28 protein-coding genes, 1 pseudogene and 1 riboswitch are annotated in these 26,557 nt (G+C 69.4%); of the genes and pseudogenes, 16 read left to right on the forward strand and 13 right to left on the reverse strand.

Translation table 11 applies throughout. The annotated features are described in order from the left end of the window. Positions 1–67: 67 nt before the first annotated feature. Positions 68–1,381: an ROK family transcriptional regulator gene (locus D9V36_RS35615; protein WP_129297398.1), complete on the forward strand. Its 1,314-nt coding sequence runs from the start codon at positions 68–70 to the stop codon at positions 1,379–1,381. Between the two features lie 201 nt (positions 1,382–1,582). On the opposite strand, the gene D9V36_RS35620 is transcribed toward D9V36_RS35615, so the two are convergent. After that, on the reverse strand, positions 1,583–2,362 hold the full coding sequence (locus D9V36_RS35620) for an SDR family oxidoreductase (protein ID WP_129297399.1): 780 nt from the start codon (positions 2,360–2,362) through the stop codon (positions 1,583–1,585). 176 nt (positions 2,363–2,538) lie between these two features. Next, positions 2,539–2,669, forward strand: a riboswitch (FMN riboswitch). Positions 2,670–2,821: 152 nt separating this feature from the next. Here D9V36_RS35620 and ribD point away from each other — a divergent pair. From ribD to D9V36_RS35670, 10 genes are all read left to right on the forward strand, one after another. Further along, positions 2,822–3,949: a bifunctional diaminohydroxyphosphoribosylaminopyrimidine deaminase/5-amino-6-(5-phosphoribosylamino)uracil reductase RibD gene (gene ribD, locus D9V36_RS35625; RefSeq protein ID WP_241721158.1), complete on the forward strand. Its 1,128-nt coding sequence runs from the start codon at positions 2,822–2,824 to the stop codon at positions 3,947–3,949. Position 3,950: 1 nt separating this feature from the next. Next, the gene (locus tag D9V36_RS35630; RefSeq protein WP_129297400.1) at positions 3,951–4,622 is read left to right on the forward strand and encodes a riboflavin synthase; all 672 of its coding nucleotides are present in this window, start codon (positions 3,951–3,953) and stop codon (positions 4,620–4,622) included. Then, the gene (locus D9V36_RS35635) at positions 4,619–5,272 is read left to right on the forward strand and encodes a nicotinamide mononucleotide transporter family protein (protein ID WP_129297401.1); all 654 of its coding nucleotides are present in this window, start codon (positions 4,619–4,621) and stop codon (positions 5,270–5,272) included. Before D9V36_RS35630 ends, D9V36_RS35635 begins: the two co-directional genes overlap by 4 nt. After that, positions 5,269–6,609: a bifunctional 3,4-dihydroxy-2-butanone-4-phosphate synthase/GTP cyclohydrolase II gene (locus D9V36_RS35640; protein WP_129297402.1), complete on the forward strand. Its 1,341-nt coding sequence runs from the start codon at positions 5,269–5,271 to the stop codon at positions 6,607–6,609. Before D9V36_RS35635 ends, D9V36_RS35640 begins: the two co-directional genes overlap by 4 nt. Positions 6,610–6,721: 112 nt before the next feature. Further along, positions 6,722–7,207 carry a 6,7-dimethyl-8-ribityllumazine synthase gene (ribH, locus tag D9V36_RS35645; protein ID WP_086720683.1) on the forward strand — a complete coding sequence of 162 codons (486 nt, stop codon included), beginning with the start codon at positions 6,722–6,724 and terminating at the stop codon, positions 7,205–7,207. Positions 7,208–7,241: 34 nt separating this feature from the next. After that, the gene (locus D9V36_RS35650; RefSeq protein WP_086720687.1) at positions 7,242–7,514 is read left to right on the forward strand and encodes a phosphoribosyl-ATP diphosphatase; all 273 of its coding nucleotides are present in this window, start codon (positions 7,242–7,244) and stop codon (positions 7,512–7,514) included. A 52-nt stretch (positions 7,515–7,566) separates the two neighbouring features. After that, positions 7,567–8,415: an ATP phosphoribosyltransferase gene (gene hisG / locus D9V36_RS35655; protein ID WP_129297403.1), complete on the forward strand. Its 849-nt coding sequence runs from the start codon at positions 7,567–7,569 to the stop codon at positions 8,413–8,415. 81 nt (positions 8,416–8,496) lie between these two features. Further along, positions 8,497–8,949 carry a PH domain-containing protein gene (locus D9V36_RS35660; RefSeq protein ID WP_129297404.1) on the forward strand — a complete coding sequence of 151 codons (453 nt, stop codon included), beginning with the start codon at positions 8,497–8,499 and terminating at the stop codon, positions 8,947–8,949. 174 nt (positions 8,950–9,123) lie between these two features. Then, complete coding sequence (locus tag D9V36_RS35665) at positions 9,124–10,497, forward strand: hemolysin family protein (RefSeq protein WP_129297405.1); 1,374 nt, start codon at positions 9,124–9,126, stop codon at positions 10,495–10,497. Continuing rightward, a complete protein-coding gene (locus D9V36_RS35670) occupies positions 10,494–11,651 on the forward strand; it encodes a hemolysin family protein (RefSeq protein WP_129297406.1) in 1,158 nt (385 codons plus the stop codon). The genes D9V36_RS35665 and D9V36_RS35670 overlap by 4 nt, the downstream gene beginning before the upstream one ends. A 64-nt stretch (positions 11,652–11,715) precedes the next feature. On the opposite strand, the gene D9V36_RS35675 is transcribed toward D9V36_RS35670, so the two are convergent. Together D9V36_RS35675 and D9V36_RS35680 are read right to left on the reverse strand one after the other, a co-directional pair. Next, positions 11,716–12,651, reverse strand: a complete 936-nt coding sequence (locus tag D9V36_RS35675; RefSeq protein WP_129297407.1) for a hypothetical protein — start codon at positions 12,649–12,651, stop codon at positions 11,716–11,718. Further along, a complete protein-coding gene (locus D9V36_RS35680; protein WP_129297408.1) occupies positions 12,639–13,106 on the reverse strand; it encodes a hypothetical protein in 468 nt (155 codons plus the stop codon). Before D9V36_RS35680 ends, D9V36_RS35675 begins: the two co-directional genes overlap by 13 nt. A 705-nt stretch (positions 13,107–13,811) precedes the next feature. Between D9V36_RS35680 and D9V36_RS35685 the strand changes: the two genes are divergently transcribed. From D9V36_RS35685 to D9V36_RS35695, 3 genes are all read left to right on the forward strand, one after another. Beyond that, positions 13,812–14,297, forward strand: a complete 486-nt coding sequence (locus tag D9V36_RS35685; protein WP_129297409.1) for a hypothetical protein — start codon at positions 13,812–13,814, stop codon at positions 14,295–14,297. Next, a complete protein-coding gene (locus D9V36_RS35690; protein WP_129297410.1) occupies positions 14,188–15,543 on the forward strand; it encodes an SGNH/GDSL hydrolase family protein in 1,356 nt (451 codons plus the stop codon). Before D9V36_RS35685 ends, D9V36_RS35690 begins: the two co-directional genes overlap by 110 nt. Positions 15,544–15,608: 65 nt before the next feature. Next, a complete protein-coding gene (locus D9V36_RS35695) occupies positions 15,609–16,364 on the forward strand; it encodes a hypothetical protein (RefSeq protein WP_129297411.1) in 756 nt (251 codons plus the stop codon). Between the two features lie 176 nt (positions 16,365–16,540). On the opposite strand, the gene D9V36_RS35700 is transcribed toward D9V36_RS35695, so the two are convergent. Next, on the reverse strand, positions 16,541–18,436 hold the full coding sequence (locus D9V36_RS35700; protein WP_129297412.1) for an AAA family ATPase: 1,896 nt from the start codon (positions 18,434–18,436) through the stop codon (positions 16,541–16,543). Positions 18,437–18,912: 476 nt separating this feature from the next. Beyond that, on the reverse strand, positions 18,913–19,497 hold the full coding sequence (locus D9V36_RS35705) for a uridine kinase family protein (RefSeq protein ID WP_129297413.1): 585 nt from the start codon (positions 19,495–19,497) through the stop codon (positions 18,913–18,915). Positions 19,498–19,702: 205 nt separating this feature from the next. On the opposite strand from D9V36_RS35705, the gene D9V36_RS35710 reads away from it, so the two are divergent. Continuing rightward, entirely contained in the window at positions 19,703–21,103 is a 1,401-nt protein-coding gene (locus D9V36_RS35710; protein ID WP_129297414.1) for a peptidase C39 family protein, read from the forward strand. Here the strand turns inward: D9V36_RS35710 and D9V36_RS35715 are convergent. The 4 genes from D9V36_RS35715 to D9V36_RS35725 form a co-directional block, all read right to left on the reverse strand. Beyond that, positions 21,009–21,305 carry a tyrosine-type recombinase/integrase gene (locus tag D9V36_RS35715; protein ID WP_277753532.1) on the reverse strand — a complete coding sequence of 99 codons (297 nt, stop codon included), beginning with the start codon at positions 21,303–21,305 and terminating at the stop codon, positions 21,009–21,011. The genes D9V36_RS35710 and D9V36_RS35715 overlap by 95 nt on opposite strands. 66 nt (positions 21,306–21,371) lie before the next feature. Then, positions 21,372–21,587, reverse strand: coding sequence for a hypothetical protein (locus tag D9V36_RS42335; protein ID WP_241721159.1), 216 nt, complete (start codon positions 21,585–21,587; stop codon positions 21,372–21,374). Positions 21,588–21,605: 18 nt separating this feature from the next. Further along, a complete protein-coding gene (locus tag D9V36_RS35720; protein WP_241721160.1) occupies positions 21,606–22,049 on the reverse strand; it encodes a hypothetical protein in 444 nt (147 codons plus the stop codon). A 259-nt stretch (positions 22,050–22,308) separates the two neighbouring features. Next, the gene (locus D9V36_RS35725) at positions 22,309–22,890 is read right to left on the reverse strand and encodes a helix-turn-helix domain-containing protein (RefSeq protein ID WP_129297415.1); all 582 of its coding nucleotides are present in this window, start codon (positions 22,888–22,890) and stop codon (positions 22,309–22,311) included. A gap of 61 nt (positions 22,891–22,951) precedes the next feature. On the opposite strand from D9V36_RS35725, the gene D9V36_RS35730 reads away from it, so the two are divergent. After that, the gene (locus D9V36_RS35730) at positions 22,952–24,274 is read left to right on the forward strand and encodes an erythromycin esterase family protein (RefSeq protein WP_129297416.1); all 1,323 of its coding nucleotides are present in this window, start codon (positions 22,952–22,954) and stop codon (positions 24,272–24,274) included. Positions 24,275–24,719: 445 nt separating this feature from the next. On the opposite strand, the gene D9V36_RS35740 is transcribed toward D9V36_RS35730, so the two are convergent. From D9V36_RS35740 to D9V36_RS35755, 4 genes and pseudogenes are all read right to left on the reverse strand, one after another. Next, entirely contained in the window at positions 24,720–24,890 is a 171-nt protein-coding gene (locus D9V36_RS35740) for a helix-turn-helix domain-containing protein (RefSeq protein ID WP_129297417.1), read from the reverse strand. A gap of 167 nt (positions 24,891–25,057) precedes the next feature. Beyond that, positions 25,058–25,204: a hypothetical protein gene (locus D9V36_RS41245; RefSeq protein ID WP_164992857.1), complete on the reverse strand. Its 147-nt coding sequence runs from the start codon at positions 25,202–25,204 to the stop codon at positions 25,058–25,060. Positions 25,205–25,401: 197 nt separating this feature from the next. Continuing rightward, a pseudogene (locus D9V36_RS35750) lies at positions 25,402–25,692 on the reverse strand (transposase family protein); the annotation flags it as partial. 191 nt (positions 25,693–25,883) lie between these two features. Beyond that, positions 25,884–26,552, reverse strand: coding sequence for a TetR/AcrR family transcriptional regulator (locus D9V36_RS35755; protein ID WP_129297419.1), 669 nt, complete (start codon positions 26,550–26,552; stop codon positions 25,884–25,886). Between the last annotated feature and the right edge of the window lie 5 nt (positions 26,553–26,557).

Below are 26,557 nucleotides of genomic sequence, written 5' to 3' on the forward strand. Positions count from 1 at the left end.
GCGTAAATTATCAGGAACCCTTCCTGATAATAAGGGTGTTGACCCGACCGGAGGGAAGACTCACGCCATGCACACACCGCCCGCGGCCGCGGCCGGCCGCACCGCCTCCCCGTCCACCGCACGGTTGATCAACGACCGTCTGGCTCTGCAACTCCTGCATTCCGAAGGACCTTTGACGGCTAGTCAGCTCACCGCGCTGACCGGTCTGTCCCGGCCGACCGTGGCGGACCTCGTCGAACGCCTCCAGGCGGCCGGGCTGATCGCCGTGGTCGGCGAGAGCGGCGCACAGCGGCGCGGCCCCAACGCACGGCTCTACGGAATCGTCGCCGACCGGGCGCATCTCGTCGGCCTCGATCTGCGGACGCACAGCGTCACCGTCGCCGTCGCGGACCTCCTCGGTGAGGTACGCGACGAGCGCACCGTCCCCGTCGGTGCCGACGACACGCCCGAGTCGGCCGTGACCACCGCCCTCGCCGTCGTGGACAAGACGCTTGCCGCGGCGGGGGCACACCACCCCCACACCATCGCCGTCGGCGCCCCCGGCCTGGTCGACCCCGCCACCGGGCGGCTCGGCGGCACCGACTGGATCCCGTCCTGGCATATCGCCCTGGTCGGCGCACTGCGCGCACGGCGTGCCGGCTCCGTCCTGCTGGAGAACGAGGTCAATCTCGCCGCCATCGCCGAGCAGCGGGACGGTGCCGCCCGCGACCGCGACACCTTCGTCCTGCTCTGGCTCGGCCATGGCACCGGCGCCGCGGTCGTCCTGGACGGCACGCTGCGGCGGGGCGCCTCGGGCGGCACCGGCGAGATCGGCTTTCTGCCGGTCCCCGGCACCGCCGCGCTGCCCTCGGCGAGCGGCTGCGACGGCGGCTTCCACTCCCTGGCGGGCTCCGCCGCGATCTGCGCACTCGCCGCGGAACACGGCCTGTTGCCGGCCGGGACCGGCACCGGGCCCAAGGCGGCCTGTACGCGCCTGTCCGACGCCGACGCCCCGCCCGCCGAAGCCGAAGCCGAAGCCGACGCGGATGCCCCGCCCGCCGAGGCCGTCGTACGGGCTGCCGTGTCCGCCGTGTCCACCCCGTCCGCCGTGTCCTCCGGCGACGCCGCCGCGGCCTTCCTGGACGCACTGGCCGCGCGGATCGCCCTCGGCGTGGCGGCGGTGTGCGCCGTGCTCGACCCCGGGTGTGTCGTCCTCGGCGGGGGGATCGGCCGGGGCGGCGGAGAGGAGCTGGCCGGGCGGGTCGCCGGGCAGCTGGCCCGGCTCTCCCCGCTGCGCACCGACGTCCGCGCGGGGAAGGTCGGGGGGCGCGCGGTGCTGCGCGGCGCCGTTCTCGCCGCGCGCGAGGCCGCACAGAACGAGCTGTTCACGTCAGCGGGGTGAGCCGACGGGGCGTCTGCGTGCGCGCCAACCGCCGTGCCTCCGTGGTGCGTTGGTCTCGCAGGGGCAGGGGCAGGGGCAGGGGCAGGGACAGGGGCTGCTGGTCCCGGGGTCAGGGCGTCGGTCGAGCGCCGTGCCCCGCACGCTGCCGGCCACGGCGCGCGGCTCCGGGGGCTCCGGAGGGCTTCGGGCCCGGGTGGCGCGTCATCGATGCGCCCCGCCCTCCGTACGCTCCGCGAGGAATGCGGCGTAGGTCCGCAGACCGTCGGCGTGCTCCGGGGTGAGGTTGCCGCCGCGGCGCAGCGCCGCGGCGGACGCGCCCGGCAGCCACAGCGGCATCAGCAGCCGGCGCCGCCCACCCGCTTCCAGTGTGGCCCGTACGAGATCCCGGGCGTCCAGCACCTCGGGGCCGCCCATGTCGGTGACCCGTCCGGCCGGTTCGCCGGCCGCCAACTCGGCCAGCCGGGCGGCGACTTCCTGCACCTCGACCGGCTGCACCCGTACGCCCGTGGGCACCGGGAGCACCGGTGACCGGGCGCCCGCCTTGATCACGTCGAGCACGAGGTTGTGGAACTGCGTCGTCCGCAGCACCGTCCAGCCGATACCGGAGTCCTCGATCAGGCGCTCCACGGCGAGCTTGGTGCGGTAGTAGCGGATCGGGACCCGGTCGACGCCGACGATCGAGATGTACACCAGGTGCGCCACGCCCGCCGCCCTCGCCGCCGCGACGAGCCGCCCGGCCGCCTCCGCGTCCCCGCCCGCCGGTGACGAGGCGCAGTGCACGATCGCGTCCACGCCGGTCACCGCCTCGGGCAGGCCGGTGCCGTCCCGCAGGTCGACCGCGTACGAACGCGGGTGCGGGTGTGCCGTGCCGGTGTGCGGCCGCCGGCTCAGCGACCGGACGTCATGGCCGTCGTCGAGCAGCCGGCCGACCAGGGCCCGCCCGAGTGTGCCCGTGCCGCCGGTCACCAGAATTGTCGCCATCGCGGATCAGTCCTTCGAGGAGGAGGGGGGAAGGGACGCGTACTCCTTCGCTATGACGAATCACCCGCGCCGTCCGTGACAGGCGGCGCGCCGGGCGCTGTGAGGCAGCCCACAGCGCTTCGCCCGCATGGGCGACTACCGGCCGTGGCAGACTGAAGCTGTACTGACATAAGAAGCAGCGCACTCCGGGGTCGGTGTAATTCCGAACCGGCGGTAACAGTCCGCGACCCGTCCGCAGCCAGCGGCCGGTTGAGCAGGTGAAATTCCTGCACCGACGGTGAAAGTCCGGATGGGAGGCAGTGCGCGGCGGGCCAGCTTCGGTACACCGCCGTCGGCGGCGCGTCCGGTTTTTTTCCGGACGGGTTCTCCTTTCCGGCCGCGGTGTTCCCCGTGGCGTTGTTCCGCTTTCTGTCGTCCAGACAGCCCCGGAGTCCGTGCCCTGAGAGGCAGGAGGACCCGGTGGCCACCGCAGCCCCCGTCGAGACCGCGGCGATGCGCCGAGCCATTGAGCTCGCCGCGCGCGGCCTCGGGCACACCAGCCCGAATCCGGTTGTCGGCTGCGTCATCCTGGACTCCGCCGGCCGCACGGCCGGCGAGGGCTGGCACCAGCGGGCCGGCGGGCCGCACGCCGAGATCCATGCCCTGCGTGCCGCGGGCGAGCGGGCCCGCGGCGGCACCGCACTGGTCACCCTCGAACCCTGCAACCACACCGGTCGCACCGGCCCCTGCGCCCAGGCGCTGATCGACGCCGGGATCACCCGCGTCGTCTACGCCGTCTCCGACCCCAATCCGACGGCCACCGGCGGCGCCGTCACCCTGGCCGCCGCAGGCATCGACGTCGAGGGCGGACTGCTCGCCGACGAGGCCGCCGCCGGCAACGAGGCCTGGCTGACCTCGGTCCTGCGCCGCCGCCCGTTCGTCCTGTGGAAGTACGCCGCCACCCTCGACGGCCGGATCGCCGCCGCCGACGGCACCAGCCGCTGGATCTCCTCGCCCCGGTCACGCGCCGATGTGCACCGGCTGCGGGCCGCCGCGGACGCCGTCATCGTCGGCTCCGGTACCGCCCGCGCCGACGACCCGCAGCTCGGCGCCCGGATCGGCGGACTCGCCGACGACGAGATCAGCCAGCCGCTGCGGGTCGTCGTCGACTCCGGCGCCACCGCCGTCAAGGCCGGTGCCCGCGTCCTGGACGGCACCGCCCCCACCCTCATCGCGGTCGCCGAGGACGCCGACGCCGGCCACCTCGAAGGCCTCGCCCCGATCCTCCGGCTCCCACGCGCCTCGGCGGGACGCGGACTGTCCATCCCCGCACTGCTCCAGGCCCTGTACGAGCGCGAGGTGCGCTCCGTCCTGCTCGAAGGCGGACCCACGCTCGCCGGGGCCTTCCTCGCCGCCCAGGCCGTCGACAAGGTCGTCGGCTACCTCGCCCCGGTGCTGCTCGGCGCCGGACCGGCCGCCGTCGGCGACGCCGGAATCACCACCATCGCCCAGGCGTTGCGGCTCGACGTGACCGACACCGAACGGCTCGGACCCGACCTGCGCATCACCGCCACTCCCATCCGCCACGCCCTGAACGAGGAGAACTGACGTGTTCACCGGAATCGTCGAAGAACTGGGTGAGGTCGTCGCCGTCGACAACCTCGGTGACGCTGCCCCAGCTACCGCTGGGGGTGCCCCCAGTCGCTCCGCTCGTTTCCGACTCCGCGGCCCCCTCGTCACCGAGGACGCCAAGCACGGCGACTCGATCGCCGTCAACGGTGTCTGTCTGACGGTCGTGGACACCGCGGACGGTGAGTTCACCGCCGATGTGATGGCCGAGACCCTGAACCGCTCCAGCCTCGGCGCGCTGGCCGCCGGTTCGCGGGTCAACCTGGAGCGCCCGATGGCGCTCGGCGGGCGGCTGGGCGGACACCTCGTCCAGGGGCATGTCGACGGCACCGGCACCATCGTCGACCGCACCCCGGCGGAGCACTGGGAGATCGTCAAGATCGCGCTGCCGGCCGCGCTGTCCCGTTACGTCGTCGAGAAGGGCTCCATCACCGTCGACGGTGTCAGCCTGACCGTGGTGGAGGCCGGGGACGACTTCTTCACCATCAGCCTCATCCCCACCACGCTCGCCCTGACCACCCTGGGCATCAAGAAGGCCGGTGACCCGGTCAACCTCGAGGTCGACGTCCTCGCCAAGTACGTCGAGCGGCTGCTGGGGCGGGGCACCGGCGACCTCAGGGATCTCGACGAGCTCAAGGAGATGGACCGGTGAGCGCCCTCGACTCGCTGAACGGCGTGGCCTTCACCGCCTTCGGGCAGCACGTCATCTGGTCGGACATGATCGGCAACACCATCGGTCTGGCCGCCCTGGCGCTCGGCTGGCGGCGCTCCATCTGGACCTGGCCCGCCCAGTTCCTCTCCGGCGTGATCCTTGTCGCCGCTTACTCCTCCGCCCACCTCAGCGGTGGCGTCGGCAAGCAACTCCTGGTCATCGGCGTGGCGTTGTGGGGCTGGCGGCAGTGGCAGCGCGGGCGGCAGCAGGCGCAGGACGGCTCCATCGCCGTACGTTTCGCCGACTGGCGCGAGCGCGGTCTGCTGCTGGGCGGCACCGCCCTGGGCACCGCGGCCGTCGGCACCCTGTTCACCCTGATCCCGCAGCTGTCCTGGAACCCCTGGCCGGACGCCTACATCTTCGTCGGCACGCTCGCCGCGATGGTCGCCCAGGCCCGCGGACTGGTCGAGTTCTGGTGCGCCTGGCTGCTGGTCGACGTCGTCGGCGTCCCGCTCGCCTTCAGCAGCGGCCTCGCCTTCTCCGGCCTCGTCTACGTCGTCTATCTCGCCCTCGTCGTGTGGGGCATGCGCGACTGGTGGCTGCGCTCGCGCGCCGCCGGCCGCACCGTCCTGGAAGGAGCAGCGGCATGACCGCCCTCAAGAGCTGGTATGACACCGAGAACGCCGACGACGAGGCTTCCCTGGCGCTCGACCCGGTCGAGCAGGCCATCGCCGATATCGCCGCAGGACGCCCCGTGGTCGTCGTGGACGACGAGGACCGCGAGAACGAGGGCGACCTGGTGGTCGCCGCGGAGAAGGCCACGCCCGAGATCGTCGCCTTCATGATGAGCGAGTGCCGCGGACTGATCTGCGCCCCCATGGAGGGCCCGGAGCTGGACCGGCTGGAACTCCCGCAGATGGTCGCGCACAACACCGAGTCGATGCGGACCGCCTTCACCGTCTCCGTCGACGCCACCGCCGCGCACGGCGTGACCACCGGCATCTCCGCCGCCGACCGCGCCACCACCCTGCGGCTGCTGGCCTCCGGCGAGTCGGTCGCCGGCGACTTCGTCCGGCCCGGCCACATCTTCCCGCTGCGCGCCCGGCCCGGCGGGGTGCTGGTCCGCAACGGCCACACCGAGGCCGGGGTCGACCTCGCCCGGCTGGCCGGACTGCGCCCGGCCGCCGCCATCGTGGAGATCGCGGGCGAGGACGGCACGATGCTGCGGCTGCCGGAACTGGTGCCGTTCGCCCGTAAGCACGGACTGTCGATCATCTCCATCGAGGACCTGATCGCCTACCGGCAGACGTCCGAGCCCACCGTCCGCCGCGAGGCCACCACCCGGCTGCCCACCGCCCACGGCGAGTTCACCGCCTACGGCTACCGCTCCACCGTCGACGGCGTCGAGCACATCGCGCTGGTCGCGGGCGAGCTCGGCGACGGTGAGGACGTCCTGGTCAGGGTGCACTCCGAGTGCCTGACCGGGGACATCTTCCACTCGCTGCGCTGCGACTGCGGCCCCCAGCTGGCGGCCTCGCTGCAGCGGATCACCGAGGCCGGCCGGGGCGTGGTGATCTACCTCCGCGGCCACGAGGGACGTGGCATCGGACTGCTGTCCAAGCTGCGCGCCTACGAACTCCAGGAGCGCGGCCGCGACACCCTCGACGCCAACCTCGAACTGGGCCTGCCCGCCGATTCCCGGGACTACGCCGCGGGCGCGCAGATGCTCCAGGACCTCGGGGTGCGCTCGCTGCGCCTGATGACGAACAACCCGGAGAAGACCGCCGCCTTGGTGCGGTACGGCCTGCGGGTCACCGGCCGGGAGCCGATGCCCGTCAAGGCCGGTGAGCACAATCTGCGCTATCTGCGGACCAAGCGGGACAGGATGGGGCACGATCTGCCGTGGCTGGACCCCGATGCCACCACGGGGGCGGCCAAAGTGGCGGACGCCGCACCCCCCGCTGCCACCACCTGCGACAACCAGTAGCCAACCGGCACCACGTCATCACCCAGGACACGCCACCACTCGGCACCACCCCTGAGACAGCACCACCACCCGTAACACCAGCACCGGCACCACCACCCGTAAGAGGAGAACCGTGAGCGGCAAGGGCGCACCCGAACTGACCGTGAAGAACTGTGGCGACCTGCGGGTGGCCGTCATCGCGGCGCAATGGCACGAGCAGGTCATGAACGGCCTGGTGGACGGCGCACTGCGCGCCCTGACCGAGCTCGGCATCGACGAGCCCACCCTGCTGCGGGTCCCCGGCGCCTTCGAGCTGCCGGTCGTCGCCAAGGTGCTGGCCGGCCGCGGCTATGACGCGGTGGTCGCCCTCGGCGTGGTCATCAAGGGCGGCACCCCGCACTTCGACTACGTCTGCCAGGGCGTCACCCAGGGCCTGACCCAGGTGTCGGTGGACACCGGCGTACCGGTCGGCTTCGGCGTGCTGACCTGCGACACCGAGCAGCAGGCGCTCGACCGCGCCGGCCTCGAAGGATCCACCGAGGACAAGGGCCACGAGGCCGTCACCGCCGCCGTCGCCACCGCCGCGACGCTGCGGACCGTGTCCGAGCCCTGGCGCTAGGAGCGGGGGCCGACCGCGTAGGGTGGTCACCATCATGTCCAAGAAGACGTTCGAGGAGCTCTTCTCCGAGCTCCAGCAGAAGGCCGCCACGGGCGACCCCGCCACCTCCCGTACCGCCGAGCTGGTGCAGGCCGGTGTCCATACGATCGGCAAGAAGGTCGTCGAGGAGGCCGCCGAGGTGTGGATGGCCGCCGAGTACGAATCCGACGAGGCCGCCGCCGAGGAGATCTCCCAGCTCCTCTACCACCTCCAGGTCATGATGGTCGCCAAGGGCATCTCCCTCGACGACGTCTACGCCCACCTCTGATCCACCACCCGCACCCTCCGCAACACCCCTCAGTGCAAAGGAATTCGCTCTCATGCTGCGCATCGCTGTCCCCAACAAGGGTTCACTGTCCGAGCCTGCGTCGGCGATGCTCCATGAGGCCGGATACCGCCAGCGCAAGGACCGCAGGGAACTGGTCCTGGTCGACGTCGAGAACGAGGTCGAGTTCTTCTTCCTGCGCCCGCGCGACATCGCGGTCTACGTCGGATCCGGCAAGCTCGACATCGGCATCACCGGCCGTGACCTGCTGCTGGACTCCGGCTCGCCGGCCGAGGAGATCCTCCAGCTCGGCTTCGCCGGCTCGACGTTCCGCTACGCGACCCGTCCGGGTACCGCCAAGGACGTCACCGAGTTCGGCGGCATGACCATCGCCACCTCGTTCTCCGGCCTGGTCCGGCAGCACCTCGCCGACAACGGCGTGGACGCCTCCGTCGTCCACCTCGACGGCGCCGTGGAGACCGCCATCCAGCTCGGCGTCGCCGAGATCATCGCGGATGTCGTGGAGACCGGCACCACCCTGCGCAACGCCGGACTGGAGATCATCGGCGAGCCGATCCTCAAGTCCGAGGCCGTGGTCATCCGCGGCACCGGCGCGCCGGACGACGACCCGAAGGTGCGCCAGTTCCTGCGCCGGATGCAGGGCGTCCTGGTGGCCCGCCGGTACGTGATGATGGACTACGACATCCGGGTCGAGCACGTCGAGAAGGCCGTCGCGCTCACCCCCGGCCTGGAGTCGCCGACCGTCTCCCCGCTGCACCACGAGGGCTGGGTCGCGGTCCGCTCGATGGTCCCGTCCCAGGACGCCCAGCGCATCATGGACGAGCTCTATGACCTCGGTGCCCGCGCGATCCTGACCACCGGTATCCACGCCTGCCGGCTCTGACCGGAGCCGGTACCGGCTCCGGCCCCGGCGCCCCCTGACCCCCGTACGCACCACTGCCTCCACGACGGAAGACCCGACGACGTGTCCGCGCCCCTGCCCAGCCTCCCGGTGACGTTCCGGCCGACCCGCACCCGGGCCGTCCTGTACGCCGTCGGCATCGCCCAGCTCGCCGCCCTCACCGTGATCGCGCTGCTGCTGCCGAAGCTGACCGGCGGCGAGCGGGTGAGCTTCGTGGTCACCGGGCTGCTGGTGCTCGCCGTCCTCCTGCTGCTCAGCCGCCCCAAGGTGGTGGCGCGGCAGGAGGGCGTCACGGTGGTCAACCTCACCACCAAGCGCGACCTGGCCTGGGCTCAGGTCCTGCGCGTCAACCTCCGCGAGGGCGACCCCTGGGTCCACCTGGACCTCGCCGACGGCACCAGCCTGCCGGCCATGGGCATCCAGCCCGGTATCGCCAGGGACCAGGCTATCCGGGATGCCCGGGCGCTGCGCGATCTCACCGAGAAGCACGGTGCCATCGACCACACGGCCGGTTGAGCCTGCCCTAATCAGGGTCCCGCTGTTTACTCTGTTCTCCGGGGCGCACCCTGCGCCCTGCCCCTCAGGGGGCCAACACCGACCCGAGGAGTGACTCCCTCCGGCAATGGACGGATCGTCCTGTAGTACCTGCGCCGCCCCTCCCCAGCCCCCGCACACCACGGAGGCGGCGGCATGACCGGCCCCTTGTTGCTGCTCGCCGCGGCTCTCGTCCTGATCCTGGCCAACGGTTTCTTCGTCGCGGCCGAGTTCGGACTCGTCACCGTCGAGAAGGCGGACGCCGAACGGGCCGTGGCCGACGGCGACCGCCGCGCCCCCACCGTCGTCTCCGCTCTGCGGGAACTCTCCTTCCAGCTGTCCGGCACCCAACTGGGCATCACGATCACCTCCTTGGTGGTCGGTATGCTCGCCGAGCCCGCGCTGGCCGAGCTGCTGTCCGGCCCGCTGGCCGCCACCGGCCTGCCCAAGGGCGCGGTGCCCGGCACCGCCGTGGTCGTCGGCATGCTGCTGGCCTCCGCGGTCCAGATGGTCGTCGGCGAGCTGGTGCCGAAGAACTGGGCGGTCTCCAAGCCGCTGCCCGTCGCCCGGGTGGTCGCCGGCCCCCAGCGCGCCTTCTCCCGCTTCTTCCGCCCGGTGATCACCCTGCTGAACACCGTCGCCAACCGCCTGGTGCGGGCCCTGGGCGTGGAGCCGACCGACGAGCTGGCCTCCGCCCGCACCCCGGGCGAACTGGTCTCGCTCGCCCGGCACTCCGCCCGCGCGGGCGCCCTGGAGCAGGACACCGCCGACCTGTTCGTGCGCACCCTCTCGCTGGGCGATCTGACCGCCGAGAACGTCATGACGCCGCGGGTACGGGTGAGTGCCCTGCAGGCGTCCGCGACCGCCGAGGACGTGGTGAACCTGACCCGCGCCACCGGACTCTCCCGCTTCCCCGTCTACCACACCCGTCTCGACGAGGTCGTCGGCATGGTGCACCTCAAGGACGCGCTGGCCGTCCCGGCGCACGACCGGCTGCGCATCCCGGCGAGCCGGATCGCGGTGCCGCCGCTGCTGGTGCCCGAGACCCTGCCGGTGCAGCCGCTGCTGGAGCGGCTGCGCAGCGAACAGCCGATAGCGGTGGTCGTCGACGAGTACGGCGGCACGGCCGGTGTGGTCACCCTGGAGGACATCATCGAAGAGCTCGTCGGCGAGGTCCGCGACGAGCACGACGGCGTGGACCTGCCCGAGCTGGGCCAGGCCCCGCCCGAGGAGGGCCGCCCCGCCTGGGACGCGGACGGCGGCTGCCGGGTGGACACCCTGCGCAAGATCGGCCTGGAGGCCCCGGAAGGACCGTACGAGACGGTGGCAGGACTGGTGGCACACATACTCGGCCGGATCCCGGCCCCCGGCGACATCGCGGAACTCGACGGCTGGCGCCTGCGGGTACGGCTGGTGTCGCACCACCGCGCCGAGCGGATAAGGATCGTACGGACCGCCACCGTCACGGTGCCGGCCGCACCCGAGGCACCCCGTGAGCCCGTCGCGGCGGTCGCGGAGGTGGCCCGATGACACTGGTCCAGCTGCTCTTCGCGGTCCTGCTCGTCCTCGCCAACGGATTCTTCGTCGGTGCCGAGTTCGCCCTGGTCTCGGTACGCCGCAGCCAGATCGAACCGCTGGCGACCGAGGGCTCCTCCCGGGCCCGGCAGGTGCTGCACGGCCTGGAGAACCTTCCGCAGATGATGGCCGCCGCCCAGTTCGGCATCACCGTCTGCTCCCTGACGCTCGGTGCGGTCGCCGAGCCCACCGTCGCCCACCTGCTGGAACCGGTCTTCGAGGCGGTCCACCTGCCCGCCGCCCTGGTCCACCCGCTCGGCTACGTCATCGCCCTGGCGGTGGTGGTCTTCCTCCACCTCGTCATCGGCGAGATGGTCCCCAAGAACCTGGCGATGGCAGCCCCCGAGAAGACCGCCCTGTGGTTCAGCCCGGGCCTGGTCGCCTTCGCGCGGCTGTGCCGCCCGGTCACCGCGCTGCTCGGCGCCTGCGCCCACGGGGTGCTGCGGCTCTTCCGCGTGGAGCCGAAGGACGAGGTCGAGGCGGTCTTCACCAGTGAGCAGCTGAACCATCTCGTCGAGGACTCGGTCCAGGCGGGCCTGCTCGACCCGGCCGAGCAGGAACAGCTCTCCGACGTGCTGGAACTGGGCAGCAGGCCCGTCACGGACGTCCTCCTGGACCGGGCGGCCCTGGTCACCGTCGAACCGACGGTGACGCCCCGCCAGGTGGAGGAGCTGACCGTACGCACCGGCTACTCCCGCTTCCCGGTGTGTGCCCCCGGCGGCGCGTACATGGGCTATCTGCACGTCAAGGACGTCCTGGACCTGGAGGAACGCGACCGCGCGGTGCCCCAGCGCATCTGGCATGCGATGACGACGCTGCGCGCCGAGCTGCCCCTGGACGACGCCCTCACGGCGATGCGCCGGGCCGCCTCCCACCTGGCGGCGGTCTCCGACGCGACCGGCCGGGTGCTCGGCCTGGTCGCGCTGGAGGACGTCCTGGAAATGCTGGTCGGAGAGGTCCGCGACCCGGCCCACCACCGCGCCCCCGCCGCCCGTGGCCACCACGCCCGGGGCGGCCACGCCGCGGGCGACCGTGCTCCGGGCGACCGGGTCGGCGAACCTCGTGAGGAGGCACCGCTGCCGACCGAGGGCCGGGCCATGGCGGGTTGAGGGCCTACAGGAGACGCACGGCCCCCCGGCCGCACCGCGCGCCGGCCGGCTGGGGAGCAGGCCGCTAACGATGGCTGACGGCGGAAGCCCTGGCAACAGCGGCTTCGTTGGCCTTCTGCACCTCGTCCAGCGCTTTCTGGTTCTTCTTGATGGCCGACTCCTGAAGGGTCACCTCGGCATCGAACCAGGTCTGTTGCACATGATTCTGATCGCGGCAGGAAATATCGGCCTTGGCCGTTTCCTTCTCCTCGCTGGAAACGTGATACGGATCAGCGAAGCGGACATCGTCGTTGGCATCCATGGGCTTCGTGTACGTGTAGCCCTTTTTCGCCATGCACGCCGACCATGCGGAGAACGCCTTCACCACGGCGGGGTCCTTCATGGAACCTTCGAAGGAATCGCCGCTGATCTGCTGGACCAGTCCGGCCCGCTGAGCGGCGGGAACCGCACCGTCGGCCTTCTCGACACATCCCTTCAGGGCCGTCTCGTCGCCCCCGGAGCTGTCGACCGCGCCGTCTTCGGCTGCCCGGTCATAGGCTTCTTGTTCTCCCGCAGCAGGCTTGTAGCCACGCGCCGCCGCGAGGTTGGCGTCGTGGATGCCGTAGCGCCAGTCGACCAGGCTCTTGCCGCCCAAGGCGGGCAAGTCCGGCGCCGGCGTCCACTCTTCGTGGCCCGCTTCCTTCATACACGCGTCGATGAGGCCGTCTCTGGCTCCTGCCATGAGATGCCTTTGCTTCTCGGTCGGCATATATGCCTCGATCGGCAGATGCCACTGTGCGGGATTGTCTCCCGACGCCCGGCCGGACAGCGCAGACGGCTGCCCCGCGGCACTCGTGGACATCTCGTCATCCTGAGATGCCGAACGCATGAAGACCGCGCCGCCGACAGCTAAGGCCCCAACTGTCGCAGCAGAGACCAGCGGAACAATGATGCGAGGCTTCATCCTCTTGCCATCCATTCTGTTTCTCGCCCCTGTCTTGCGCTTCATCAGGAAGTCCACTGGAAGGAAGCGTTCTGGTTATACACGTGCGGGAACCGGTCAATGTACTGATATGGCCCCATCACATCCTGAGCGCCCTTGTAGCCGCTGTTGTAGTAGAGGCGTGCCATGTATTTGTAATGCGAATTCTCGCCCGATGCGGCATTGTTTTTGATGCCTTTTCCGGAACCGGAACCGGAGTTGCAGAAGAGGAGTGGAGAGGCGGCGCCAACGACCCCGTCCGGCACATCCGCAAAGTTGTACACCGAGTAACCAATGTTTCTCCAGGCTCCCCCCTGCGCCGTGTTGTGGTAGATGTGAAACTTGAACTTCGACTGACTTGGGCGCTTGCATGCCTCCGCACTGTAGAGGTTATCCGTATCGTTGTGCGTGACTGTTGCGACAGCAGGGCTGGAGAGCACCAGCGCAGTCGCCAAACCTGCCAGTGCGGCAATTCTTCGCATGTAGTCCCCCAACGCGTAAGCGGAATTGAGTGGCTTGAGATTCCGTTCCGATGTGATTCACAGTCATTCCATCCATGGAATGACTGGCGGTGCGGCAGAGCTCCGGTCTGCGTCGATGCCGAGCGGCCGAATGCGCCACTCCCGGTCGCGAGGTCAGCAGAAGCCGGACGGTGGCCCTGGCCTTTTGAGCATGGTGCAGCGGAGTGGTGAAACATCCAGGGGCAAGGCGTACTGGCCCCGGCTCTCAAGCGGCCCGGCTGCGACAACAATAGCCCCACGCTGCGCAGCCCGGGAGGAGATTTCATCGAGTCGCAGGGCTGGTGGCCGGTTCCCGTTGATGGTGGTGAGGGCTCGTATCGGCACGCTGTTCACAGCTCATCTGCGTCGAATTCCGTAAAGAACGTGGAATGCACAGCCGGTGGGTGGGTGGCCGTTCCTACGGAATGGCCGATTCTCCCCACGTGCCGCATCTGGGCTCCCAGATCCGCATGGAGAGCCGTGAAGCGGAAGGGGCAATCATCGGTTCCGCTTAGAGGTAGTCGCTTCCCAGTTCATGATCGTGAAAAGATATTCGGTGCGGGATGGCAGAGATCATCGGACCGGGCTTGGACCACCACAAGTGATGCCGGCGGCTTCCACTTACTCACGGCCGAACGCCGGAACGGCTACGCATGGCGGACCGTTGCCACATGGCGTGAGCCTGGTTTCGACGCCGACATGTGGATCGGCAATGCGTGTCTGACTGCATCCGGAAAGCGTGCTGTGGTGGTCTACGCGCCGCGGACGTTCACCAACAAACCGGAATTGATGGCCCGCGGTGGGTTCACCGCAGTTGTCGACCTGCAAGCCGGATCGGTCACCAAGCTGCCGATACAAGCTTCGCTGTCCCACTACAACCCGGGCTGCGGTGCGAGCGAAACCGCGGTGCTCACGCAGTCTGCGGGTGAAGACAAACAAACCACTCGCCTGACCCGTGTCGACACAACGAACGGAACACTGGCAAGCCCTGTTGAAGTAAGGGGCCAAGTCACGTCTGCCGTGCCGTCCGGCTACAAGATCGTGGCTGCGGCCGCAGGAGCCGTCGTCAGCATCGATGACCGTGGCAAAGCGTCGGTGGTGGCAAAGACACGAGCGGTACCGTATCGACTCGTGCCCGACCGCGACGGCGGCGTTGCTTTCCTGGACCAAGCATCGGCAGAATGACGCACGTCAAGCGGGTAAACGGCGACGCGCTGCGCCATGCCGACGGCAGAGCGACGGCCGACATCCTGGCTCAAGGGCCCCTGGCCGACACCGGGATCACTCGTTCCGCGTCCGGCACCGTCTTCGTCACCGGCAGTGCACGGCAACTGCGCGGCGCTCGGTCATTGCCCGTCCGAGTGGTGCGAACGCCCACGGATACGGCGAGGAAGACATCGCATGGGATTCCGTCGCCTTTCAACCCTTGCCGGGCAAGCCCAAGCACATTGTTGCTGCACTGGGTGACTCCTACAGCTCCGGTGAAGGGGCCGGCGACTATATCGCCGAATCGGACAGGGACCACGGGAACCCACAGTGGAACGCGTGTCGCCGGAGCAAGAATGCCTGGATCAGGCGGAGCGGCATGGCTGGTCTCACGGGCACAATCGGTGATCTGTCGGATCGATGGTCCACGGCGGTCGAGCTCGGCTTCGTCGCTTGCTCGGGAGCGCAGACATGGAACGTGACCGGTGATTCGTATCCACTGTCATGGGACGACCCCGCCTCATACGAAACAGGTGAGGGACAGTTCCACGAGACAGCACAGCTCGAATCAGGTGCGGTGACCAAGGACACCACCCTGGTGACCTTGTCGATCGGCGGAAACGACTCAGGCGGCGGAAAGAGTGGCCTCTTCAGTGACGCTATCCTGAATTGCGTGGTGGCGGGCATCTGTAACGAGGGAGACTTCACCAAGCGGGTGGAGAGCATCCAGGCTCCGATAGCAGACATCATCAGGAGAATTTCCAGCCTGGCTCCGAAGGCGCAGATTATTCTCATGGGATATCCGCGGATCGCGGAACCGGAAAGTCCGTGCCTTGGGCCGGGAGTGCAGTACCAGACGCTCAATAAACTCGCCGACTATATGGCGAATAAGCAGTCTCAAACCGTGGTGGATCTCAAGAAGTCAGGCCTGAAGGTAGATTTCGCCGACCCCCGGGGCGACTTCAGCGGTCATGGTATTTGCGCTAACGCAGAATGGGTCAACAAGTTTGTTGCCGCTCCCGCCGGAGAGGGTGACACGCACCAGGGCGACCGTGTCGCATTGCCGTACATCCCGCTCAGCGGGGTATGCGCCAGCCGGGAATCATTCCATCTAACAAAAGTGGAACAACGGCCTATGCCGACGTGCTCCGCAAACGGTTGGTGGCCTTGGGTATGGGGTGCCGAAAGAGCCCCAAACGCGCTGATGAAAGGTAGTTCTGGGTAATGGTCACCCCACCGCGGCTCCCTTCCGTCCAGAAGAACGGGGCCGCACGGTCGGCGCCGGGGAGCGTGATCCGCTCCCCGGGCTGCCTGTTCCTGACCGTCCTTGCCGTCGCCCTCATTTCCTGTGCTCTCTACTGGCCGGCATCTACGGGGGATCGCGCCAGGAGCAATGCGCTCGCCGACGCCGCGGATAACGCAGGCCGTGTCGCACGTGAGCTGGAGAGGTCTGCCAGAGACGGTTCATTGTCCGGCAATGAAGTGAAGAAGATCCTCCTGTCGGGTCCCTCACCGGGGCGCCTCATCCGCACCATCAGCAGGAATTCTGATGAGGCGACGGTGAGAGCCCTGATAGCCGGAACCGGAATGACGTTCGGAATCCCTTACCCTTCGCAGGTCAGGGAGAGCCAGTGCTATGTGTTCCGAGTGACGGGCAGGAGAGTTGCTTTCCACGAGGAGCCGGAAAGCCATTGCGGTTATGTCACCGATCAGCATCAGGTGACAAAGGACATCGACAGTACGGCAGCTGCCCTTGCGCATGAAGTCGTCTCGGCGGTCAAGGAAGCCCCGGGAGCAGAAGTCGAGAGAGTCGCACGTTCTGTGGACTCCGTGGTGCGGTCCTACCGAGGCCAGTTGGTCGCCCAGCCTGTTCACACAGCCTCGAGCGCGACGTTCGTGGTGCGTTTTCACACGGTCTATGCGACGCGGGGAGTGAATACGGACAACTGCTTCCGTGTTTCCTTCACGGGGCTCGGAACCAAGGCCATGAGATCGAAGATTGCCCCACCGTCGAAAGATGGGCCTTGGCGCGCGGTGTGTTCCTGAGACGTCTGCGTGCCGATGAGGCGGACCGGATCTGCGGTACGGGCGGGGGTGCCTGCCCGGCCGAAGCGGCGATCGTTCGGCCCGGGCACCCGTGAGACCACTCCGCCCGGTGCCCGGGACGGGCGCTCCACATACCGGGCGGTCATCTGCTCGCCCGGCCGGGCCCCAGGGCGTCCCTAGAGATCCAGCCCCTTCGGTGGCGGCCCCTGGACGTCCGGGCCGCGGCCGGAAAGGACCTCGCCGTAGGCCTGCATCAGGTCGGGCAGCCGCAGGGTGGCGAGGTCGTCGCGGGTGGGGGTGCCGCGCCAGGTGGAGAGCCGCAGGTCGCGGTAGGCGCAGCTCTTCTCGTAAAGGGTGCGCAGAAAGCGGCCGTTTCCCAGTTCGTCGATCCAGCCCTGGTCGACGACATGGCCGCTGATGCTGCACAGTTCGTCGCGGGACTCCTCGTCCCAGCGGTCGCCGTTCTCGGCGGCCAGCACCTCGCCGATCGCGGTCAGCTCCAGCGGCCGGTAGCTGGGGAAGTCGACGCGGCTGGTGAAGCGGGAGGAGAGGCCGGGGTTGGCGGCCAGCAGCCGGTCCATGCCCTCCGGGTAGCCGGCCAGGATGACCACGAGCCGGTCGCGGTTGTCCTCGGCACGCTTGAGCAGCACCTGCAGCGCCTCGTCGCCGTAGGCATCGCCCTTGCTGTAGCCGGAGTTGGACAGGCTGTACGCCTCGTCGACGAACAGCACCCCGCCCAGCGCCGAGTCGATCAGCTCATTGGCCTTGACAGCGGTCTGGCCGAGGAATTCGCCGACGAGATCGGACCGTTGGGCCTCCACGAGATGGTCCCCGCCCAGCAGGCCCAGGGCGTAGAAGACCCGCCCGAGTATCCGCGCCACGGTCGTCTTGCCGGTGCCGGAGGGCCCGGAGAAGACGAAGTGTCGTTTCGGCGGCTGCACCGGCAGCCCCTGGCTCGCGCGCAACCGGGCCATGCGCAGCTGTGCGGACAGTGCGCGCACCTGCCGTTTGACCGGCTCCATGCCGACCATCCGCTCCAGCTCCGCCAGGGCCTTCTCCAGCAGCACCGGATCGGCCGGCCCCGCGGGCAGCCGCTCGGCGCCGCGCGGCACCGGCGCCGCCGCCTTGCCCCGGGCCGCGGCATCACCTCCCGCCGGGTCGCCACCGATCTCCCCGTCCGGCCCGTCCGCCTCACCGGTCACCAACAGCTCACGGCCGTCGACCGGATCGAGCGGGGCCGGATCGCCGCCGGCCTCCTGGCCGAGACCGGCGGCGGAGACCGTCGCGAGATCGGCGTCCTCGTCCAGCCCGTCCCCCTCCGCGATGGCGGCGAGCCGCGCCGCGGTGTCCATGAACGCCGGGTCCACGCGGTGCACCGCGCGGTAGAGGGGCAGCGCCGCGGCACTGCGGCCGGTTCCCTCATGGGCGCGGGCGAGCCAGTAGCGCAGCTCCTTGCGCTGCGGCTGCTCGCTGCGGCAGCGCATCAACGCGGCCGACAGCAGCGGCTCGGCCTGTCCGTACATCTCCAGCCGCACCCGCGCCATCCCGCCGAACAGCCCCGCCTCGATGCCCAGCACCGGATCGCCGAGCAGCGGCTCGGTATGCCGTACGAGCTGGTCCCAGTCCTTGACGAGATAGGCACGGCAGGCGTGCAGAAAGCGCACCTGGGGATCGGTGTCGACCGGCGGGCAGCCGGCCAGCGCCTGGTCCAGCTCGGCGACATGACGGCCGTCGAGCCAGTGGGAGGCGTGCGCGAGCAGCAGGTCGCGGCCGGTCTCCAGCACCGGCTGCACCCACCACCCCAGCCAGTACCAGGAGTTGAGGGTGCGCCGGTGGCGGGCGCGCATCTCGCCGAAGCGATCACGGTGCCGGTGCATCCGCAGCAGCGCGATGGAGGTGTCGGCGCGCAGCGCGTGCAGGCCCAGCCAGGCGTCGGCCATCGACGGATCGAGTCGTACCGCGGCCCGGAACTCCTCCTCCGCCTGCGGATAGGCGCCCACGGTGTAGGCGTCGATCGCGCGCAGCCAGGCGAGCTCGGCCGGGGCGGGCGAACCCTGAGCGCCGACATCCATCCCGTCCCCCCACACCACACGTCCCCCAGTACCGCCGGGCGCGTGCCCGGCCGCGGCCGGGTGAACCGGCGTACGGGGAGCGGGAGTTGACCTTCGCCGCGCGCACATCGGTTCTGGCCTGCGGTGGCACAGACTCGCATCGTACCTGCGGGATCGGTGCAGGTCGTAGAGGGCGGTCCGGGGCAAGGGCCGACGAGGGGGCGGGGCGCGGCGGCGCGAAGAATATGGTGACCCAGGGTGAGGGAGAGGCAGCGCCGAGCGGCGATAAGAGGTGATTTCGCGCAGAACGAAGCCCCCGATCACGGGGGAACAACCGGGGGCTTCGCATCTGCGGGCGGTCCGTAGAACCGCACATTGAGAACGTAAGTCCTGTACGCCCCCCAGGTCAAGCCGAGTTGGGGCACTCGGCGGGACCCTGTCGGCGCCTTTCGGCCCGCCGGCCGCCGTCCACTACGGAGCGTGAGATCTGGGGCCGGTCAGGGCGTCGCGGGCGGTCCCATGAGCACCTCGTATCCCATCTGCTTCTGGCGCACCAGGAAGTCGGCATACGGACGCGAAGGATCCGCTGCGAAGTGCGCGCGCTCCGCCGGAATCCAGCCACTCCAGAACGCGGCGAGCCCCGGTCCGTCCCGGAGCCGCCCCCTTTCCCAGGAGTGCTCGCGCGCCAGTTCCATCCACACCAGGGACGCCAGAGACGGGCGCAGCGCCCGCCGCCCCGCGCCCACGCCCTCGACCAGCACCAGCGGCGCGGGCGCCAGCTCCCGCACCTCGGTGAACTCCCCGCGCACCCAGTCGTAGACGCCGTAGTGCGCCGTCTCGCCCCGGGACAGCGGCTGGAGGATCTGGCGGGCGAACCGCTCACTCCAGGCGAACAGCTCCTCATGGGTGGCGAGGTCATCGGTGTGCACCACCGGCGCACCACCCAGCGCATCGGCCAGCCGGCCGGCGAACGTGCTCTTGCCCGATCCGGCATGCCCGTCCACCGCGATCAGCCGCACCGGCCCGCAGGACGGCGGCACGGCGCGCAGCCGGGCGGCGAGCAAAGCCAGATCACGATCCATTGCGCCAGCGTACGTGCGGGGGCCCGGACCCTCCGCGCGCCAGTGGTCCACACCAATATTCCTCGGGCGACGCGCGTCGCAGCGCCTTCCGAAGCGGGCCGGAAACGGCAATAGTTGAGCCACTGCTGATCCGCCCGTGCCCGCCCGCGGCCCCGGCCCGACCTCCCGCACCCATGCGTACGCATCCGACTGGGGGACCTCCACCATGACCAGCTCCGCGCCCCGGCGCACCGTCCTGGCCGCCGCGCTCGCCGCCGCTGCGGGTGTCGCCACCCCCTCGGCGCAGGCCGCCGACGCGTCGCGCAGCCCCGCAGCGGGTACCGCCGCCCCGGCCCGCACTCCGGAAGCCTCCGCCCGCCCACCGAAGAGCCTCGTGGACTATCACGCCTGGACCACCACAGCCGACTGGCGCAGGGGCCGCGGCAAGGGCACGGCCCTCGCGCCCGGCGCCCGGCCGGGCATCCGCCTGGCGCACCCGGTCGGCACCTTGGACTACCGGGACCCGCACACCGGCAGGTCCGCCACCTGGGAGTACGCCACCTGGACGGCGCCGGTCCACCGTCTTGCGGTGCCGGCCACCGAGGTCGTCGCCTCCTGGAACGCGCACACCCCGCCCGGCACATGGATCGCCGTCGAACTGCGCGGCACCTACACCGACGGCGGCCGCACCCCCTGGTACGTCATGGGCCGCTGGACCTCAGGCGACAGCGACGCCGACATCCGGCGTACCTCCGTCGACGGCCAGAAGGACGGCAAGAGCAGCATCTCGACCGACACCTTCGCCATCGACACCCCGGCGAGCGGCCTCCATCTGACCTCCTACGAGCTCCGCGTCACCCTCTACCGCAAGCCCGGTGGCAGCGTCACCCCCACCGTCTGGCGGCTGGGCGCCATGGGCTCGGACCTCCCCGACCGCTTCGAGGTGCCGGCGTCCACCCCCGGCCTCGTCGGCCGCGAGCTGACCGTTCCGCGCTACTCGCAGGAGATCCACAAGGGGCAGTACCCGGAGTACGACAACGGGGGCGAGGCCTGGTGCAGCCCGACCTCCACCCAGATGATCGTCGAATACTGGGGCCGCAAGCCCACCCGGCAGCAGCTCTCCTGGGTCAACCCCGACTACGCCGACCCCCAGGTCTGCCACGCCGCTCGCTACACCTTCGACTACCAGTACGACGGCTGCGGCAACTGGCCCTTCAACGCCGCCTACGCCGCCACCTACCGGGACCTGCAGGGCCTCGTCACCCGGCTCTCCTCCCTCACGGACGCCGAACGCCTCATCCACGCAGGCATCCCGGTCATCACGTCCCAGTCCTTCCTGAAAACCGAACTCGACGGCGCGGGCTACGGCACCGCCGGCCACCTGATGACCATCGTCGGCTTCACCAAGGACGGCGACGTCATCGCCAACGACCCCGCCTCGCCGGACGACGCCACGGTCCGGCACGTGTACAAGCGCCGGCAGTTCGAGAACATCTGGCTGCGCACCAAGCGCCACGATGCAAACGGCCAGGTCAGGAGCGGTTCGGGAGGGGTCTGTTACCTCTACTTCCCGGCTGAGCCGGCACCAACTCAGCACCGGGTACTCGCGGAGCTGGGAATCCGCTGAGCATGTGCACCCCGAAGGTGGCCTCGATGACCTGACGGCAGCGGTCACTGCCGTCGAGGGTGAGGTGGCCGTACCGGTCCACCGTGATCTTGATGGAGCTGTGGCCCATCCATCGCGAGACCTCGTGGATGGGCACGCCATTGCTCAGGGTTACGGTGGCCCACTTGTGCCGCAGGTCGTGGGGTTTGTAGCGGGGGAGCACGATGCTCGGACATCGCCGACGGGGTGGCGCGGCAAGGGAGATTGAAGTGCCACCCCTCCGCGTGGCTCACGCCCCCTCCCACGCCCGCCTGATCAGCGGCACGGCCTTCTCCGGGTCGGCTGCCGAGGCGAGGCGCACCTCCAGGTCCCCGGTCCCGAGGTGCCCGATGCCGCGCATGTCCCGCGTGAAGCCCTCCTCCAGCGTGACGGTGTCCGGGTCGAGTCTGAGAGAGACCAGGATCGCCGCGTGCTTCGAACGGAAGATCACCGATGCCACGTTCACCAGCCGCCGGTAGGCGATCTAGTGCCGCAGAGGCGCCACCTCGACCTCGCCCCACGCCGTCAGAGCGTCGTCCGGCTCCGCGTACAGGTCCCGCAGGCACTCAGGGACGAGACCAGGAGCCACCAGAACCGGTGCCGCCGGCGTGCTGTCGATCGCCGCGTCCCGCTCCCGGTTCCGCCGCGACGAAGCGGCGCTCGGCGACCCAGGCGAAGAGTCCACGAGCAGCAGGCTCAGCAAGTCCCCCTCGAAGACGCGGTAGTGCACCAGATCGATCCGCTCGGGCAGCCGCTGCACGGCCACACGGTCGTGATGGGAGAAGCCGGCCGCGATGCAGACCATCCGCGGTCGACGCCAGTCGATCGACTCGGCGGCCTCTGCGCCCAGCACCCTCCGGACAAGCGCCTCGAATTCGTGGTGTGCCGAATCCAGCCAGGACAGGTAGGAGACGGCCTGCGACAGCACCCCACTATCAGCGCCCTTCTTGAACTCGACTTTACCGACCGCAGGAGCTCGGGCGTCGACTCTGAACTGCAAAAATTCATGGACTGCATGTCTGTGACGGCGAGTCAGTACCTCATGAAATCAGGGAATGCTCAGCATGGCCGACTGGCAGTGGAGCGTTTCACTGGTGAACGCGACGCGTGATCTCCAGCGGGTTCCGGTGCATCGTCGTACGGCCGGGCGAGGTAGCTGATGCTGCAGGGGTAGGTCTGTTGCGGCGTCACTGCCTGTCGGTTTCACCGCTGGGGGCCGTCGGGGGGCCTTCGTGTCGCGGTGGTTCCTCAGTCGGGAAGAAGATTGCACTCACCAGGTGGGGCTTGCGGCCCGGTGCGGGCCCGTTGCCCGCCCGTGACGCGAAGGAATGACGCAACTCGCCGATCATCTCGGTGAGTTCGTCGGGGCTGAGCCAGAGGGTGCCCTGCCGGTAGCCGACAGAGTCGGCGTACGGGTCGGTTCCTGGCCGGTCGAGGTAGGCGTTGAACTCGGCGAGCAGGGCGGCCATGGCGGCGGCGAAACCGCGACGGTGGTCGTCCAGGGACATCGACGCGCCCGCCTCGGGGCCGATCACCATCCGGTCTCGGCGCAGTCGGTAACGCCGCTCCACTGCACCGCGCACCCGCTGCTCGCCCACCACCTCCAGCACTCCCCCCTCGGCCAGCAGGCCGACGTGCCGATACACGGTGGTCTTGGGGACATCGGGCAGCGCCGCACACAACTCGGCGGTAGTGCGCGTCCGCTCACCGGACATGGCGTAGGTGATGCGTAGCCGCACCGGGTGCAGCAGCAAGTCGAGAGTGTCCACCCCGCAATGATCCCATATCTGGTAACGTTCCCAAAGTTGGGAACAGTGAAGGGGGAGAGAAGTGACCACGAACAACTCACCGGCTCCGGCTCGGCTGAGCACCGAGGCGTTACGGCCATTGCGAACGCTGGACCCGGACGGGCCGCAGGAGGATCTGGCATGGCTGGATGAGGCGATCGGCGACGCGAGGGTGGTGGCGATCGGCGAGAACGCGCACTACAACCGCGAGTCCTACCAGCTGCGCCACCGCCTGATGCGGTACCTGGTCGAGCGGCACGGGTTCGGCGCCTACGCGATGGAGTCCGGATTCGTCGAGGGAAGGCTGACCGACGAATGGATCCGCGGCGGACAGGGCCGGCCCGGCGACGTCATGGCGAACGGCATGACCTCGCTGATGGGGCTGTGGACCGAGATGCGGGCCCATCTGGAGTGGATGCGGCAGCACAATCTCGGTTCCGCCGGGCCGGTTGGCTTCTACGGCATCGACCTGTCCGGCTCGAACGTCTCCCTGCTACCCGGCCTCGATGCCGTCATCGCCTACCTCGCACACGCGGACCCTGAGTTCGAGATGGATCCGAGGATCCGTGAGACGGCCTCGGCCTTCGCGGCGCCGTCCGCGTTCTCCCTTTCCCAGTCCGTCGCCGCCCATGAACAGCTCGCGCCTGAGCAACGGGATGCGTTGACAGCAGGACTGGCCGACCTCACCGCGCGGATGGAGGGACGACGCCTGGACTACCGGCAGCGCACGACTGCCGACGTCTACGAGCGCGCGCTGCGCTCGCTGCGTCTGACCGTCGCCATTGACGCCAACGCCCGCGCGATATCCCGCGGTGACTGGGACAGCGTGTTCTTCAACCGCGACGCCGCGATCGCGGACACCGTCGAATGGATCCTGCACCGGGAGGACCGGATCGTTCTGGCCGCCCATAACGGCCACATCCAGCGCTGGCCCGCCCACTGGCCAGGCGCGTCTCCTGCGGCGTCGATGGGCATGCACCTCGCTGACCGGATCGGCGAGGACTTCCTGGTCATCGGCATCACCAACGGCACGGGCCAAACCCTCAACGCGGGAGCCGATTTCTACGACGGCAAGCTCTTCACCGACCTGGAGCCACCCCGGCCCGGCAGCCTCGACGCGCTCATGGCCGCCAGCGGTGACGGACCCTTCGCCACCGACCTGCGGCGGCTGTCACCGGCCGACACCGAGGCCGTTCGGACCATCTCCCAGCAGCGTCTCGGCACTCTCTACTGCGATGTGAGCCCCCTGGACGCCTATGACGTCATCGTCCACCTCTCCCACGTCACCGCCGCCGAACCCGACGACGCTGCCCTCGCCAACGCGCCGCACGACGTACAGAAGGCTTTCTCCCAGTGGAAGCCGTGATGACCCTGCTCCAGCGGGAGCCGACGTAACCAACGCGCTTCTGGACGGCCCGGCCACCGGGGCTTCCATTCGGGTGGTCCGTGCAGCGGATTGGCAGCAGGCTGAAAGGGACGCGCGGATCCATCCGGATCCTCGTTCTCGGCTCGGGCGGAGGTGCCGTATGAGCACGTGGCCGGCCACGCTGCCACGCCTGCCGCCGCTGGTGACGCTTCCCGGCGTCTACCTGCCACAGCGCGACACGCAGCTCCTGTTGCGTGCCCTGTACCGCGAAGGGGTGGGGGCAGGCGGCGAACTCAGGCTGACCTTGGGGCGAATCGGCTCGGGACCAACCCCGCGGGTGCGGCTATCACCGAGACATGGCGTACCGCATGGACGCGTAGATGGGACCAAGCCCGCGGGTGCAGGGAGCGTACAACCCGGTTGCGGTTCTCCTGGTACTTGACGTTCATGCGGTCTGTTCGCGGCAATTTTCTTCCAGCCAGACCTTGACCTCGTTGGGCCAGAACCGCAGTTGTTGGCCCATGCGAAAGCTGGGGATGGCCCGCTTCTCGTGATTGTCGTAAACCCAGGAGGTGGGCTTTCCGAGAAAGTTTGCCAGAGCCAGCACGGTCCACATTCTTGATCCATCGTTGGGAGAGACGAGCGCGGGCGCCGAGGTGACGCGTAGTCAAGTTTGCGCATCTTGCCTGTCGCAGTGCTGTCCGCGGTTCGGCCTCAGTGCCAGAAGCCAGCACCGATCCAGCGCAACGCCCCCGAACGGACTGGAAGGGGCGGCAGCGGAACTCAGTACAAACTCAGCACGAACTCAGCACGGTCCGGCTCGGGCTCGTTCGAGGCGAACGAGCCCGAGCCGTTGACCTGCATGTTTGTCATCGCCTCTGGCGTCTGCTGTCTGTCCGCCTCCCCGTTCGAGAACATCTGGCTGCGCACCAAGCGCCACGATGCAAACGGCCAGGTCAAGAGCAGTTCGGGAGGGGTCTGTTACCTCTACTTCCCGGCAAACCCCACACCCACGCAGCGGCGGGTACTGGCCGCCGTCAGGTCATCCAGGCCTCGGTCCGCTGCTGGCGTACGGTAGGCGCGCGATTCATCCCCGGTGTCCCTTCGGGAGTGAGGTCTTCCCACTCTCACGCTGACATGAGGTGAAGGGCGAGGACGGCCTTCACGATGCCTGTGATCCGGTTGGTGCTGCAGCGCAACTTCCGTGGTACGCGCCAGCCCTTGAGCGTGGCCATGGCCTGCTCGCCGACGCACCGGATCTTGGCGTGGGTGGTGTGGTGGCGACGCTGCCACCGCATGAGGTGGCGTCCCTTGAACGGAACGCGGACGGGGTGGCCGGCGCCCGGGTACGCCTTGTCAGCCCAGCACTTGAGATCGGCCTGGGCGAGTGCGTCGACGATGCCGTGCTCGCGGGCCGCTGGCTTTGTTCATGAGAACGAACAGCAGATGTTCACGACTTCGGGAGGCGCCCAGGCACGTAGAGGATTCGAACGCTGCGTGAGCTTCGCCCCGCGACGCGGCTGCCGGGCCGACTGCGTCAGAGTCGTACGGGCAGCCGGGACGAAGGAATTGAACGGTCATCCAGCTGCGGGCTCCTCGCTCGCGGTGGTCAGCGCGTGACGAGCAGGCCTTGTACGAGCGCGCGAAGGCCGTCGGGGTAGGTGTTCTCGGCGGTCAGCGGGGCCCAGCGGTCGGCGACCTGGGACAGGCGGGGCAGTTCGTCCGGATCGATGTCGGCGAAGACCTGCTCGCGGTAGGTGGGCCGGTCCCCGTCCGCACGCCGTCGGGCCGCCGTCGTGCGGACCACGATCTCCCCAACGGTGTAGTACCAGATGGTGCGGTATCCGTGCACCGCCTGCTCCGGGGTCAGTCCGCCGTCAGCCAGGCCGTCGACGATCTGCTCGACGAACCACAGCGCGGACCCGGACATGAGGTCGTCGGAGGTCAGTACCTCCACGATCCAGGGACAGGCGGCGAGCGCCGCGTGGAGCGCGGCCGCTGCGGTGACGACCCGCTCACGGGGCTCGGCAGGAAGATCCGGGCGGCGCAGGGCGTGCGTGGCGTAGTCGTCCAGGAGCAGGACGAGCAGTTCCTCCTTGTTGCGCACATGGTGGTAGAGCGCCATCGGTGTGCTGCCGACCTCCGCGGCCAGCCGCCGCATGGTGAGCCGATCCACACCGTCCGCGTCGACGATACGGCGGGCGGTGGCGACGACCTCCTCGCGGGAGATCCGAGGGGGGCGTCCCAGGGGTTTGCGTGATGCGGACGGTTGCGGCATGGGCT

The organism is Streptomyces lydicus (assembly GCF_004125265.1).
In the GTDB taxonomy this organism is placed as follows: Bacteria; Actinomycetota; Actinomycetes; order Streptomycetales; family Streptomycetaceae; genus Streptomyces; species Streptomyces lydicus_C.